This window comes from Chromobacterium sp. LK1 (assembly GCF_001043555.1).
GTDB classification, from domain to species: domain Bacteria; phylum Pseudomonadota; class Gammaproteobacteria; order Burkholderiales; family Chromobacteriaceae; genus Chromobacterium; species Chromobacterium aquaticum.
The window spans coordinates 1-12,924 of sequence record NZ_LDUI01000054.1 but is presented as its reverse complement, the minus strand read 5'-3'; the positions used below and the strand labels follow the sequence as shown (position 1 = coordinate 12,924).

Annotated in this window: 13 protein-coding genes and 1 tRNA gene; 7 read left to right on the top strand and 7 right to left on the bottom strand. The window is 58.8% G+C overall.

Annotated features, from left to right (window positions below):
- Positions 1 to 240: 240 nt before the first annotated feature.
- Together VI26_RS20960 and VI26_RS20955 are read left to right on the top strand one after the other, a co-directional pair.
- Positions 241 to 978, top strand: a complete 738-nt coding sequence (locus VI26_RS20960; protein ID WP_048411716.1) for a bifunctional 2-polyprenyl-6-hydroxyphenol methylase/3-demethylubiquinol 3-O-methyltransferase UbiG — start codon at positions 241 to 243, stop codon at positions 976 to 978.
- Between the two features lie 83 nt (positions 979 to 1,061).
- Positions 1,062 to 1,856, top strand: a complete 795-nt coding sequence (locus tag VI26_RS20955; protein ID WP_053074568.1) for a hypothetical protein — start codon at positions 1,062 to 1,064, stop codon at positions 1,854 to 1,856.
- Here the strand turns inward: VI26_RS20955 and VI26_RS20950 are convergent.
- Both VI26_RS20950 and VI26_RS20945 read right to left on the bottom strand, forming a co-directional pair.
- Positions 1,829 to 2,494 (bottom strand): epoxyqueuosine reductase QueH, encoded by a 666-nt coding sequence (locus VI26_RS20950; RefSeq protein WP_048411715.1) that lies wholly within the window; start codon positions 2,492 to 2,494, stop codon positions 1,829 to 1,831. The two genes, VI26_RS20955 and VI26_RS20950, sit on opposite strands and share 28 nt — an antisense overlap.
- An 81-nt stretch (positions 2,495 to 2,575) precedes the next feature.
- The gene (locus VI26_RS20945) at positions 2,576 to 3,778 is read right to left on the bottom strand and encodes a SpoIIE family protein phosphatase (protein ID WP_048411714.1); all 1,203 of its coding nucleotides are present in this window, start codon (positions 3,776 to 3,778) and stop codon (positions 2,576 to 2,578) included.
- A 265-nt stretch (positions 3,779 to 4,043) separates the two neighbouring features.
- Between VI26_RS20945 and VI26_RS20940 the strand changes: the two genes are divergently transcribed.
- Positions 4,044 to 4,493: a hypothetical protein gene (locus VI26_RS20940; protein ID WP_053074567.1), complete on the top strand. Its 450-nt coding sequence runs from the start codon at positions 4,044 to 4,046 to the stop codon at positions 4,491 to 4,493.
- 45 nt (positions 4,494 to 4,538) lie between these two features.
- A tRNA-Thr gene (locus tag VI26_RS20935) sits at positions 4,539 to 4,614 on the top strand.
- Positions 4,615 to 5,010: 396 nt separating this feature from the next.
- Here the strand turns inward: VI26_RS20935 and VI26_RS24095 are convergent.
- On the bottom strand, positions 5,011 to 6,480 hold the full coding sequence (locus tag VI26_RS24095; RefSeq protein WP_082151191.1) for a glycosyltransferase family 39 protein: 1,470 nt from the start codon (positions 6,478 to 6,480) through the stop codon (positions 5,011 to 5,013).
- Between the two features lie 631 nt (positions 6,481 to 7,111).
- On the opposite strand from VI26_RS24095, the gene VI26_RS20930 reads away from it, so the two are divergent.
- Positions 7,112 to 7,369: a hypothetical protein gene (locus VI26_RS20930; RefSeq protein ID WP_048411713.1), complete on the top strand. Its 258-nt coding sequence runs from the start codon at positions 7,112 to 7,114 to the stop codon at positions 7,367 to 7,369.
- Between the two features lie 59 nt (positions 7,370 to 7,428).
- Positions 7,429 to 7,770, top strand: coding sequence for a hypothetical protein (locus tag VI26_RS20925; protein ID WP_048411712.1), 342 nt, complete (start codon positions 7,429 to 7,431; stop codon positions 7,768 to 7,770).
- Between the two features lie 10 nt (positions 7,771 to 7,780).
- On the opposite strand, the gene nudC is transcribed toward VI26_RS20925, so the two are convergent.
- From nudC to VI26_RS20910, 3 genes are read right to left on the bottom strand one after another with little or no spacing between them, the layout of a single operon-like run.
- Positions 7,781 to 8,578: an NAD(+) diphosphatase gene (nudC, locus tag VI26_RS20920; RefSeq protein WP_048411711.1), complete on the bottom strand. Its 798-nt coding sequence runs from the start codon at positions 8,576 to 8,578 to the stop codon at positions 7,781 to 7,783.
- A 28-nt stretch (positions 8,579 to 8,606) separates the two neighbouring features.
- A complete protein-coding gene (locus VI26_RS20915; protein ID WP_048411710.1) occupies positions 8,607 to 9,740 on the bottom strand; it encodes a YbdK family carboxylate-amine ligase in 1,134 nt (377 codons plus the stop codon).
- 4 nt (positions 9,741 to 9,744) lie between these two features.
- Positions 9,745 to 10,941, bottom strand: a complete 1,197-nt coding sequence (locus tag VI26_RS20910) for a cation:proton antiporter (protein WP_048411709.1) — start codon at positions 10,939 to 10,941, stop codon at positions 9,745 to 9,747.
- A gap of 166 nt (positions 10,942 to 11,107) precedes the next feature.
- Here VI26_RS20910 and VI26_RS20905 point away from each other — a divergent pair, with 166 nt between their 5' ends.
- Positions 11,108 to 11,902, top strand: coding sequence for a zinc-dependent peptidase (locus VI26_RS20905; protein ID WP_082151190.1), 795 nt, complete (start codon positions 11,108 to 11,110; stop codon positions 11,900 to 11,902).
- Here VI26_RS20905 and hpaR read toward each other — a convergent pair whose 3' ends face one another.
- On the bottom strand, positions 11,903 to 12,352 hold the full coding sequence (gene hpaR, locus VI26_RS20900; RefSeq protein WP_048411708.1) for a homoprotocatechuate degradation operon regulator HpaR: 450 nt from the start codon (positions 12,350 to 12,352) through the stop codon (positions 11,903 to 11,905). It lies immediately after the preceding gene.
- Positions 12,353 to 12,924: the final 572 nt, after the last annotated feature.

Here is a 12,924-nt window from a genome sequence, read left to right as displayed (position 1 = left end):
GGTGGACACCGGAGCGGTGGTCAGCATGCCGATTCCGGGGCGGACCATACGGATGGGGATGGAAGCGCGCTTCTGAGAGCCTGTTCAATGTCTGCTGCGCTTCAGCGATACGGCGTTGAAAACACCTTCGAAATGCTCATGTACTACTTGTACATTCCGCTTTCTCTGCTGTTTTCGCCTTGTCTCGCTCTTGCTCGCGAGACTTTGAACAGGCTCTTAGATTTTTTACGGAGCCTCCCCATGCAGCAAAACATCTACGACCATCCGATCTTTTTCTCCCAATACCAAGCCTTGCGCGACAGCGACACCGGGCTGAACGGCGTTTTGGAGCAGCCCGCCTTGCGCGGCGCGCTGCCGCCGCTGGCCGGCGCCGACGTGCTGGACCTGGGTTGCGGTTTCGGCGATTTCGCCCGCTGGGCGCGCGGCGAGGGCGCGGCCAGCGTCACCGCGGTGGACTTGTCCGAGCGCATGCTGGAACAGGCGCGGGCGCGTACCCAGGATTCAGCGATTCATTACCGGCGCGCGGCCATCGAGGACTATCAGCCGCCCGCCGACGCTTATGATCTGGCGGTGTCTTCGCTGGCGCTGCACTATGTGGCGAATTACGCCGCGGTGGCGGCGCGCGTGTTCGCCGCGCTGCGGCCAGGCGGCGTGTTCGCGCTGACGGTGGAGCATCCCATTTGCACCGCCAGCCCGCAGGGCTGGGCGCTGGACGCGGCGGGCGAGCCATCGCATTGGACGCTGGACGCGTATTTCCAGCAAGACGCGCGCGCAAGCCGCTGGTTCGTCGACGGCGTGATCAAGCAGCACCGCACGGTGGAAAGCTATGTGAAAGGCTTGTTGGACGCCGGCTTCCAACTGCTTCACCTGGGCGAGCCCGCGCCGGACCCGCAGACGCTGGCATATCGGGACGGTTTACGGCCGCACGCGCGCCGTCCGGCCTTGCTGCTGCTCGTCGCGCGAAAGCCTGCGCGCTAGCGCGGCCTTGCCGGGTCGGCGCGCAGAACCAAGCCGCGCCGCCCCGGTCCAGCAATAATCGGGCAAGAATCAGGAGGAGGGCGATGAGAAGCGGATGGGCTGCGGGGATTCTGATTCTGGTCTTATCGACGGCGTCCGCCATCGGCAAGACCCCGCCGGAACGGGCCGTTATCGAACCGGCCCACATCGTCGAGGCCATCAAGTTGCAACAGGAAGCGGACGCCGCCAAGGACAGGCCGCCGCAAAACGGCGAGCCGTGGTTCGCGGTTTTGGAGGGTTCTCGTCCCATCATCGTCACCGCACCACACGCCACCAGCCCGTTTCGCGATGGGCAATACCGTTTCTCCGATGGCGGCGGCACCGCGGCCTTGGCGGCGATGTTGCACCAACTGGCCGGCGCCACTGCGATCTACACCACCCGCGCCTCGCCGTCCGACCCCAATTACGAAGACGACAACGCCTTCAAACGCAAGCTGGCGGCTTTGATTGCCGACCAGCGTCCCTTGCTGGTGCTGGACTTGCACGGCAGCCATCCCTACCGGCCCTACGACGTGGATTTCGGCACCCTGAACGGGGCTTCGCTCCTGGGTAAGCCCTGGCTGCGACAGCGGCTGGAGCAGCGTTTGCGAGGGCAGGGCGTGCTCAATCTCTCCGACAACTACTTCGCCGCGTCCAAGCACCAGACCATCGCCAAATTCGCCTCGCGGCTGGGCGTGCCCGCCATTCAGCTGGAAATCAGCAGTACCTGGCTCACGCCCTCGGACGGGAGTCTGGCCGCGCATCGCTTCTCCCAGATCTTGCAGGCGCTGGTGCGCTACGCGCGGGAGATAGAGAGCGAGGCGGCCGCGCCTCAGGCCTGGCTGTCTTCGTCGCCGTAGTATTTGACGCCCAGGCGGATCACCGGACGGCCGCTGTCGCGGCGCTGGCGGTTGCTGTCGCGCAGGGAATAGGCGCAACCGCAGTACTCCTGTTGATAGAACTGTTCGCGCTTGCTGATTTCTATCATGCGCGCGGAGCCGCCGCCCTTGCGCCAGTTGTAGTCCCAATAGATCAGGCCGGGGTAGCGCGCGGCCGCGCGCGCGCCGCAGTCGTTGATCTGCTGCATGTTTTTCCAGCGCGAAATCCCCAGCGAGCTGGTGATGACGGGGAAGCCGTGCTCATGCGCGTACAGGGCGGTGCGCTCGAAACGCATGTCGAAGCACATGGTGCAGCGCACGCCGCGCTCCGGCTCATCCTCCATGCCCTTGGCGCGCGCGAACCAATTGTCGCGATCATAATCCGCATCGACGAAGGGAATGCCGAACTGCTCGGCGAAACGGATGTTCTCGTTCTTGCGCAGTTCGTACTCTTTCAGCGGATGGATGTTGGGGTTGTAGAAGAAGATGGTGAAGTCGATGCCCGTGGCTTGCATCGCCTCCATCACTTCTCCGGAGCAGGGCGCGCAACATGAGTGCAGCAAGACCTTGTCATGGCCGCCCGGCAGGGGCAGTGGCTGGCGCTCAAATGCTATGTTCATGGCGGTGGGTGGCGTCATATGAAAATTGCGAATTATGTTGCCGCGCCGCCGTGGAATCAAGGCGCGCCCGCCATCGCCCGCTCAAACGTCCTGCCATCCCGGCTGGGATGAGGGGGCTTTCGCTTCCGCGCGCACGATTTGGGGTGGCGCGCTAAGCACCAGCAAGGAAGCGTCATCCAGCATCGCCTCGTTCTGGCGGTGGCGCTGCAAGGCCTGCAGCACGCTATCGCCGATCCGATCAGGCCAGCCGGTTTCCACCGCCTTGACCACGCCGTCCAGTCCGAACATCTGCTCATTGTCCGCCCGCGCCTCGGTAATGCCGTCGGAGCTGATCACCAGCCGGTGTCCGCTTCCCAGTCTGCCGCTTTCCAGCGATTTGTCGAACTGCCCGGCCTCCAGTATGCCCAGCGGCGGGTGCTCCGAGCGGAAGTGCTTGATCTTGCGTCCGGCGGCATCGAACATCAGCGCGCAGGGAATGCCGCCGTTCCAGACCTGCAGGCATTGGCTGTCGGCATCGATGGCGACGATGATGGCGGCGACGAAGCGGCCGAAGGGCAGCAGCCGGTGCAATTTGTCGTTGATGGCGGCGGCGATGTCGCTCAGCGGCGTTTGCGCTTGCGCCAGATCATAAAAACACTCCACCGCCGGAATCGCGCTAATCGCGGCGGTAAGTCCGTGGCCGGTGCAGTCGGCCAACATCAGATACTCGCGCTCGTCGGCGCGGGCGTAGCAAATCAGGTCGCCATTGAATTGCGAGGCGGGCCGCAGATGGCGCCAGACATGGGCGGGCAGTTCCAATTGCTGCCGGTTCAGGCGTTCCACCAGCTCCAGCGCATAGCTTTGTTCACGTTCGTTGCTGAGGAAGTAATGTTCCAGGCGCACCGCGTCCTGATTGATCTGCTGCTGCATCTTGGCGATGCGCAGGAAAACCTGGACCTTGGCCGCCAGCAGTTCCGGGCTGACCGGCTTGGTCAGATAATCGTCGCCGCCGGCCTTGAGCCCGTCGATCAAGTCTTGCTGCTGACTCAGGCCCGTCAGGAAAATGATGGGCACCCAGTGCTCGCCAAACAGCGCGCGCAACTCCACCGTGGCCTGCAAGCCATTCATCACCGGCATAATGATGTCCATCAGGATCAGGTCGTAGCGGGTTTCCCGGCAGCGAGCCAGCGCTTCCTCGCCATTATTGGCGAGATCGCAGCAATAGCCCTGATCCTGGATCAGGGTGCTGACCGTCAGGCGATTGGTGGCGCTGTCGTCCACGAGCAGGATTTTCGGCGGGGGCATGCGGTTTTCCTGTGCGGCAGGGAAGGGGGAGTGATTTGCGCAAGCGGCCATGGGTGCAATTACATTGGCATCATGCTTGGGGTATAGCATATGCGGTCGCACAATGTCGCCTTGCAAGGCAAAAGCGTATCGCCAGGCAGGACTGCGGCAAGATTGCCGCGGCTGTCAATTTCCGCTAAGCCACCCTGGCGGCGCATGCTAGTATGCGGGTTTTGGCGGCGCGCTGCGCCGGCCGTTCCAGCACAGAAAGTCCCAGACCCTGATCATGAAATTCGCAACCCATTCCATTGCGCTGGCGCTGAGCCTGGCGTTGATCAGCCCGGCCAGCCTGGCCGAACCCGAAGACATGCCGCTACCGGGCGATGTACAGATGGCCCCGGCCAGCAAGCCGGCGCGCAAGGCCGCCCCGGTCAAAACCATTCAGCCGACCGAATCCGTCCGCGCCGGCAAACAAGCCAAACCGGCGCGTCAGGCCAAAAGCAAGGCCAAGGCAAAAACCGCCAAGCAGAGCAAACGCCAGGCCAAGGCCATCAGCGCCAAGCAGGCGCGCCACGGCAAGGCAGCCAAGCCAGCTCACAAGCAGCAGCGTGCCGCCAAAGCTGCAAAGCGCGTACCGCAGGCAAAAAAAAGCACGGTTAAAAAAACCAGCAAAAACAAAAAGGTAGTCAAGGGCGCTAAAAAGACGCATAAAAAAGCGTCCAAAAAGGCGCGTTGACGGCTTGCCAAAGCCATTGAGGCGCGACATAATACGCCTCTCTTCGCCGGTGTAGCTCAGTTGGTAGAGCACCTGACTTGTAATCAGGGGGTCGCGAGTTCGATTCCTGCCGCCGGCACCAATACCTATAGTTAAATCAAGCACTTAGCGTTGATTTGGCGTAAATTGGCGTAATGGCCATGAAAAAAGCCCAGCATGTAAAACATGGCTGGGCTTTTTTAATTGCGTCGGAATTGCAACCATAACGCATCCAGGGTCAGACTGCGATTTTCAATTTGCCTCACCGCCGGCCTGCATGACCCTGCGGCACTATGCCTCGATTCTTTCGGCGCCACTCCACCTCATCAACGAAGCAGCGACGGAGTCCTCTGCTTTTCGTTTCATCTTCGCCAGATGCGGTCGTGTCCATCTAGCGCAAATGGGTATTGCTGGCGGGTCTTGGTAATAGAGGGTGTGGAGCTTGTTCAGTCCATCATTCTTTCAAGCCGGAGCAGCCCCCCTTTGAATTGAATCTCTCTTAAAAATAATATACACAGTATTTTGTTATTGCAGATTGACGAGAAAAATACCCGGTTTTTTGGGATGAAATATTGCGCTTAATTGGGGTGCGTTGCTGTTTCAAAAGCCACTTGGCGGCATTTGATTGGCATTTCTCATCGTCTGATTTGCATAGAATGGCTCCGCGTTTTTCTTCCCAGCGAGGGATTTTGCTCACGCCATGAGGTAGCATGTTTGGCATTGCTGGAAGCGCAACAGTCTTGGTGTCTGCAAAAAATGGAATGATTGCAACCTCAGGCCAGCCGCCACTTACCCAAGCAAGATTTTCTATTCCATTTCTTCGTGCGTCGCGAGCAATTTCTTTGGCGATGCCCTCATCATTTGTGTAATAGTTTTCATCCAATGAATAATCTTGCCAAACAAGATAAGATACTGAAATGGCAGTAGCAAAAATCCAAAACATTGGAACGAATTTTTCTAATTTTTTCAATCTAATATTATTTAATTTGACTGGTCTTGCAAGCCAAAACAATGGATAAATAAATGCCAAAGGAATTGCCCAGTGTATTGCAAGTTTCACATAGCCAGTCGCCGCAAAAAGCAATGTGATGACTAGGGGGGTAATTGTTATCCAGAATAGTCTGTCATTTTTGTTTGCCAGTTGGAGAGTGTTTCGGCTTGAAGAGAGAAAGCCATCGCTCTCGCTGATCCAAAGCATTATTAGCCAGGAAAAACCAGCATACAATAAGGGGGATATGGAGAATGATATCAAATGCAGTATGTCGACAGTGGTACTTGCATTGCGACCAATATAATTTAGAGTGGCTCCGCTCGCTTGAATAAACCATAAGACATGAGGCGACATGGTTGTACTGAATGTCGCAAGTGATATCCAAGGGCTTGTTGATAGCAGCCATTTTCGACCCTCTACCGTCATTGCTGCGGCTATGAAAATTGATAATAGTAGAACGCCTGTGTAGTACTTTCCGAGCATGCCTAAAGTTGCAAATAGACCAAGGCAAAGTGCATCAACAATCTTTCCGGAGCGAACCCCTTTTTCAAAGAAGTAAACAATCCACGGCCAAATGGGTAAAAGAACAGAGTTCGCATTGAATTTAAAGGCCAATGTACTGAAGGGCAGTGTCAGGCTAAGCAATATGAGCATTGTTAGTTGCTGATCAGCGCGAAGCCATAGTTTGGCCAGCCACATAACCCCCCACATGGCTAGTGCTAGGTTTGCTGCGCAAAGAAGATAGGCATAAAGATGGCTGTGAGGGAAAATGGAAAACCACAAATTGGAAACCCATCCACTTAAAGGAGGGTGTTTGAATGTTCCCCATTCAAAGTTGGGCGTGAATGCGAATGCCTCAATCATGTCTCCATATGGATCTAGCACTGGGAATGCTACAACGTTCAATAGGAACCATATTATTGAGTTGCATAAAATAAATAGGGTTGGGCGTGCTTTAAAAAAAGCCATAAGCTTCATTTAAATGAATCCTTGCTTTCGGATAACGCAGGATTTTATTAATGATTGGCGAAGTAATGGTTGCGTTTTTGTGTAGATTGTGTGGATTTTGGTTTTTATATGATGAAGGCAGTGGGGCTGACAGGCGTTAGGTATTTAGGGTCGCCCGATAGCTAACGCTACTGACACAACTGCGCCAACACGATTAAATTGATGGGAGTCGGGTCAGCATCGATGGAGTAATTGATATATCTGGCAATGGCTCAACTCGAGCATTGAGCGGCACGATAACGACATTGAGGCGGCATGCGAAAAAGCGTGCAGGCGGGCTACTGAGGCGGCAGGGGGCGGGGAAGTCGGCTTCTTCCCTGTGCAGCTTTCGGATGGATTGAGATAGCAGGTGCGGGTCCTGATTGTCGTAGATAGATCAGCGCGCTGCCGGCAGTTCACGCCCCTCGTGGCGCCATGTTCTGTGGGCTAGGGCGCTGGTTGCTTGGCCATTTTTGGCCGGTGGCACTATAGGGCAATGACCGTCCACGAACTGCCGAGGAGCATATGGCCCGTGTGCGCCGCTGGCAGCCCAACATGCTAGCTATCCCCGCACAAAAGGCTCAAAATCCAGGCTGATCGCCATGATTCGAGAGCCATTGCCATGGTCCACTTCATGTATTTCAATCAGCTGCCCACCAAGGACCGGGATGCGATCAAATCCGCGTTGATGGGCAAGGGCTTGGATCCTGACGATTTTGCGTTTGCAATCAGCCTGCCCAGGAGCTGGACTGAAAACCTCAAGCATGAAGAGATTAGAGTGTTTCAGCTCTCAACAGACAAGAGCCTGCATCTGAGTGCCTTGCCGGTGGCCTGGACCGAGGCGTTTAAAGAGGCGCTCGCCAGCGGCTATTTTGATTGACGGGCCAGTAGCGCATCAAACCACTTCTTTTCGACGAGCATCTTGAAAACCCACCCCATATGGCCATCCTAATCTTTGCGCTGATTCTCCTGGCCGCCCCCATCTTCTGGCAGATAGCGTTGCTGGTTCTATGGAGGCGCGGCGGCCGGCCGGTTGCGCGCGTACTGTTGATACAAGCGGCGATTCCCGCCGCCTATTTCAGCCTTGCCGCAGCGCTTGACCCCGACAACCTTGCGCTACTGCACACCGGTCTAGGGGCGATGATAGATGCGCTTGTCAGCCTGGCCGCTTCCGGCTGCGGCTATTTGGCGGCGGTGATTGCCACCAGTTTCGCCATCATGGCCTGGCGCAGGAGAAACCGGCAACAACTGGCCGCCGCCAGGCTGGATGGACGGCCTTGAGCACGGCAGGCTAATTGGCGGTGCCGTTGCGCAGCCACGCCACCGTGTGATTCAGCAATTGATAGGCGATTGAAATCGGGGTTGGCGTCTGCGGCAGGGCATCGATATCGAACCAGCCGGCGTCTTCGATCTCGCCTTCCTGCGGTGTGATCTCGCCGCTGTCGTACTCGGCGGTAAAGCCGAGCATCAAGGAGTGGGGGAAGGGCCAGGACTGCGAGCAGACATAGCGCAGATTCTTGATGCGCACGCCCACCTCTTCAAATGCTTCGCGGTGCACGCACTCCTCCAAGGTTTCGCCGGGCTCGACAAAGCCGGCCAGCGCACTGTACACGCCGGGGACGAAATGAGGGCTGCGCGCCAGCAGCAGCTGTCGGCCACGATGGATCACCACCATCATCGCCGGCGACAGCTTGGGGTAGTAGAGCTGGCCGCAACTGGAACAGCGCTTGCCGCTATCGTCCAAGCGCTGTAGCAACGGTCCAGCACAGCGGCCACAATAGCGGTGGGTGCGTTGGAACTGACGGATCTGCGCGGCGCGGGCGATGGCGGGCGTCAGCCCAGAGGGCAGACTGAGCAGCGCCGGCCGCAAGGGCAGCCATTCGCAGCCGGCAGGCGGCGCGCCCACCAGTTCCGCCAAGTAGAGATTGTGGCCGTCGTGCACGCCGATGAACAAGATCTGGGACAAGGGCCAGCCGCCGGCGCGGCCGTCCGGCAGCGCCCGTTCCAGCAGCAGGATCTTCTGGCCGTCGAAAATGCAGTAGCGCGCCGGCAACGCGGCATCGGGCAGGGCGGGGAGCTCAAAGGGCATGGCGACAATAGTCAAATGGCTGAGCCGCTCAGTTTACGCCCACTCCCGGTGCCGCGTACATCCAGTGTTCGCTTTGCTGTCGTACCACTTCGGACAAGGAGCCGCTGCCGTCGAACACTTGACGCAGCCAGGCGCTGTCGGACTGGCGCTTCAGCACCCGCTGGCGCAGAGCGGTCAACTGTGCCTGATTGCCCAGCGCCTCGGCTTGCGGCTGCAATTGATTCAAGGTATTGAGCAAATCCTCCTGCAGTCCAACCTGGCTATTGTTGCCCGCGTCCACCAGCATGCCATCGAAACCGAAGCGGCAGGCCTGGAAACGGTTATAGCTATAGGTCAGGTAATGTTCCTGGCACACTTCATCCTGGCTTTCTCCCAGGCAACGATGCGCCAGCATCTGCGCATAAGCGGCGAGCAGTACCGGCGTCTCCACCGATAGCGGCGTGTCGCAGATGCGGATTTCCACGGTGCCATATTCCGGTTTCGGCCGGATGTCCCAGTAAAAATCCTTCATGCTGGCGACGATGCCCAGATTGGCCATGCGGTGGAAGTAGTCGTTGAACTGGGACCAGCTGTTGACGCAGGGCATGCAGCCGGATAAGGGGAAGGCGTTGACGCTGGTCAGGCGCGAGGTTTGGAACAAGGTGTCCACGCCCTGGTAAAACGGCGAGGAGGCGGACAGCGCGATGAAGTGCGGGATATAGCGTGCCAGATAATGAGTCAGCCGCACCGCGCTGTCACCGTCCGGGCAGCCGATGTGGATGTGCTGACCGTAGACGGTGAATTGCTTGGCCAGATAGCCATATAGCTCGGACACCAAGTGGTAGCGCTCCTTGGGATAGATGCGCTGTTCGTCCCAGTGCTGGAACGGATGCGAACCGCCACCGGCCAGGCCCAGGTTCAGTTTACGCGCGCTACTGACCAGCAGCGCGCGGATGGCCAGGATTTCTTCCAGCATGGCGTTGACGTCACTATGCACCGCGGTGCCTATCTCTATCATGCCCTGGGTGATTTCCGGCTTGATGTCGAAGCCATGTTGTTGGCGGTTCACCTGCAGCAGCAGATCGTCCGAGCCGCGGGTCAGGTTGTAGTCGCGGCGGTTGAGGATCATCAGCTCCAGTTCCACCCCCAAGGTCAGCGGCTGGCTGTTCGTGAATTCCAGCATATTCTCACTCCTGCGGTCGGGTTTCGCCGGCCAGCTTCAGGGCCAGCCGGGTCAGTACCGGCGCGCACAATTCGTTGATCACTAGGATGGACATCATCGCGCCGCTGAAACTGGAAGCGGCCGCGCCCAGGGACACCGCGCCCAGGCTCATCAGCAGCGCGGTGCCGCCGGACCAGGAATTGAGCGCCAGGCCCAGGCAAGCACCATGGCGCTTGGGCAAGCCATTGGCGCCGGCGGCCAGCCACCAGATCAGCATCGCCAACGCGGTGCGCAGCGCCAGGCAGGCCAGTGCCAGCGGCCAGAACTCGGCCAACGATTGCGGCGCCAGTTGGGCGCCGGCGGCAACGAAGAAGGCCACGGTGAAAATCTGCGCCGACGACATCACGCCGCGCTCGGTCACGGTGTGGCCGTGCTTGAGATTGCGAGTGGCGAGGCCGGCCACCAGCAAGGCCAGCGAGGGCAACACCTGCAGCATGTCGGCCACGCCGACCACCAGCGCGATCAGGCCCAGCAGCATGACTTTCTGCGATTCACGCTGTCGCCCCCCCAGCCAACGGTTGAGCTGTATCGCCGCCAGGCCGGCCACCAAGCCCAGGCCACAGGATGCCAGCGTCAGCCAGCCGGGGAGCAGGATGCCGTTTTCCACTCCGCTATTGCCGGACAAATGCCCATATGACAGGGCCAGCGCGAAGCAGGGCAGGGCCACCAGATTGGACAGCGCGGTGGCCACCAACAGGCGCTCGCTGACCTGGCCGTCGGCATTGGACTCCCTGACGATTTCCAGCGTCATCACCGGCGATGTGGCCACGCCCAGTGCCGCCAACATCAGGCTGGCGGCCAGGCCGAAACCAAACAGCTGCAGAACGGCGAACAGGCCCAGCAAGGTCAGCAGGCAATAGAGCAGGGTGGTCAGCAGCAGGGTGCGCTCCACTCGCAGCCAGCGCAAGTCCACGCGGCGACCGGCCTCGAACAATGCGATGCCCAGGGCGAGATGCACGAAAATGGAGGCTTGCTGCAAAAGCTGTTCGTTCAGCAGCCTCAAGCTGTGCGGGCCTATCAGCAGACCAGTCAGCACATAGCCGACGATGGCGGGCAGGCGCGCCACCCGCACTGCGATCTGGCCGCCAATCACCCCTAGCGCCAGCAAGATGCCGAATGCCGCCAAAGGATTGAGCGCCAGCGTTGGCCAAGGCAGGCTCATGATTTGTTTCCCCCGTTTGTTTTATGAATTCTGACTGAGGCGCCAGCCCTTGGCGGCGCGGCGAAAGCGGAACGTTGACGTCTTGCGACGGAGCAGACGGGGCGCACATTGAAATGCGTGAAATCGCCCTCAAAATATGAGAGACGACAAAACGGAACGAGAGTTCATGGTGATCGACTGGATTCGCCGCGTGCTGGCCGGCAAGACCGCACCGGAAACCGAGGCCGTGTTGCGCGAGCAACTGGCGCGGATGCCGCTGCTGGCGGGATTGGATCAGGAGGAAGGGCGGCGGCTGAGCGAGCTGGCCGGCTGGGTGTTGCGCGGCAAGAATTTCTCCGGCCAGGATGGGGCGCGGCTCAGTCCGCGCGCCTGCGCCAGCGTGGCGTTGCAGATGGCGCTGCCGGCGATGAACCTGGGCAAGGAGGCGTTGGAAGGCTGGAGCGATGTGGTGCTTTATCCATCGCCGTTTGTCGCGCGGGATATCTGGATGGACGGAATAGGCTTGCAGCACGAGAGCGAGAGCGTGTTGATAGGCCAGGCGCGCCAGGACGGTCCGGTGATTCTGTCCTTGCCGGACGCGCGCGCATCGGAGCAACTGGATGGCTGGAACGTGGTGATCCACGAAATCGCCCACAAGCTGGACATGCTCAACGGCATTGCCAATGGTTCTCCGCCGCTGCACAAGGGCATGAACCAGATGCAGTGGAGCCGCGTCTGGTCGCAAGGATATCGGCAGCTCTGCCGCATGCTGGACCGCGGCGTCGATCCCGGCTGGCTGGATCCGTATGCGGCGGAAAACCCCGCCGAATATTTCGCCGTGCTCAGCGAGGCCTTTTTCGAGTTGCCTCATCGTCTGCGGCTGGATCTGCCCGAGATCTACGAGCAACTCAAGCTGTTTTACCGCCAGGATCCCGCCGGGCGCTTGTCGGAGCCAGCATGGGAACCGGCTCCCGAGGCTTGATCAGCCCGCGCGCGGCGCCGGCAGTTTTTCCAGATCACCGAGCAGCGCCAGCAGCTGGTTCAGCTTGTCCTGACCGAGGTGGTTCTCAATCTGCTGATAACAGTCCTCCGCCAGCGGAGAAATCTGCTGAATCAACTCACGCCCGTCGCGGGAAATGGAAATGATCAGCCGCCGGCTGTCGACATGATCGCGCTGGCGGTGGATCAGGCTGGCTTTCTCCATGCGCACCAAGATACCAGTCAGACTGGGCGGCAGAATGCAGGCCCGCTCGGCGATGACGCCGGCTTCTTGGTCGCCAAAATCCTCTAGCACCCGCAGGATGCGCCACTGCTGCTCTGTCACCCCGTAACGGTTGAGAATCGGGCGGAAGTAGGCCATGACCGATTCTCTGGCCCGCAGCAGGTGCTGGGGCAGCCGTTGATTGTGTAGTTTTATGTTTTTGTTGGTCATTTAGATCGTTGCTTCCGGCTGTGGACAGCCAGTGTTGCTAAGGTTATCGCCCAGCAGGGCGAGCTCGACAAATAATGCCATGCAAATACCTGTCACATGTTTACTTTATTCTAAATTTTAATCCAAAAACAAAAAATTTAGCATCCCTTTGCCATATTAATTCCAAGGCTTGCACGCCAGTTGGGTTGGTTCGCATGCGGGAATTTATTGTCACGGTGACGAAATTTGAATTTCTGTCACCGTGACGCATAATGGGAGAACGTGACCGACACAAGCTTAAGAGCCTGTTCACGGTTTCGCGAACTAAGGCGGGACAAGGCGGAAACGAGAGAAAAAGCGGAATGTACTCGTGGTCCATGAGCATTTTGAGCTCGGTTTCAACGCCGTCTCGCCGAAGCGCAGCAGACTTTGAACAGGTTCTCAGAAATTCAAAGCCCAATCCGGCTGCAAATCCTTGATCAACTGCGGCGGCAGGCGTTCGCCCTCCACCAGCAAGGAGCATTCCAGCGAGAAATGCTTGGGATCGGACTTGGTAGCGATCAGCAACAAGCGCGGCACATCCGCGTACTGCT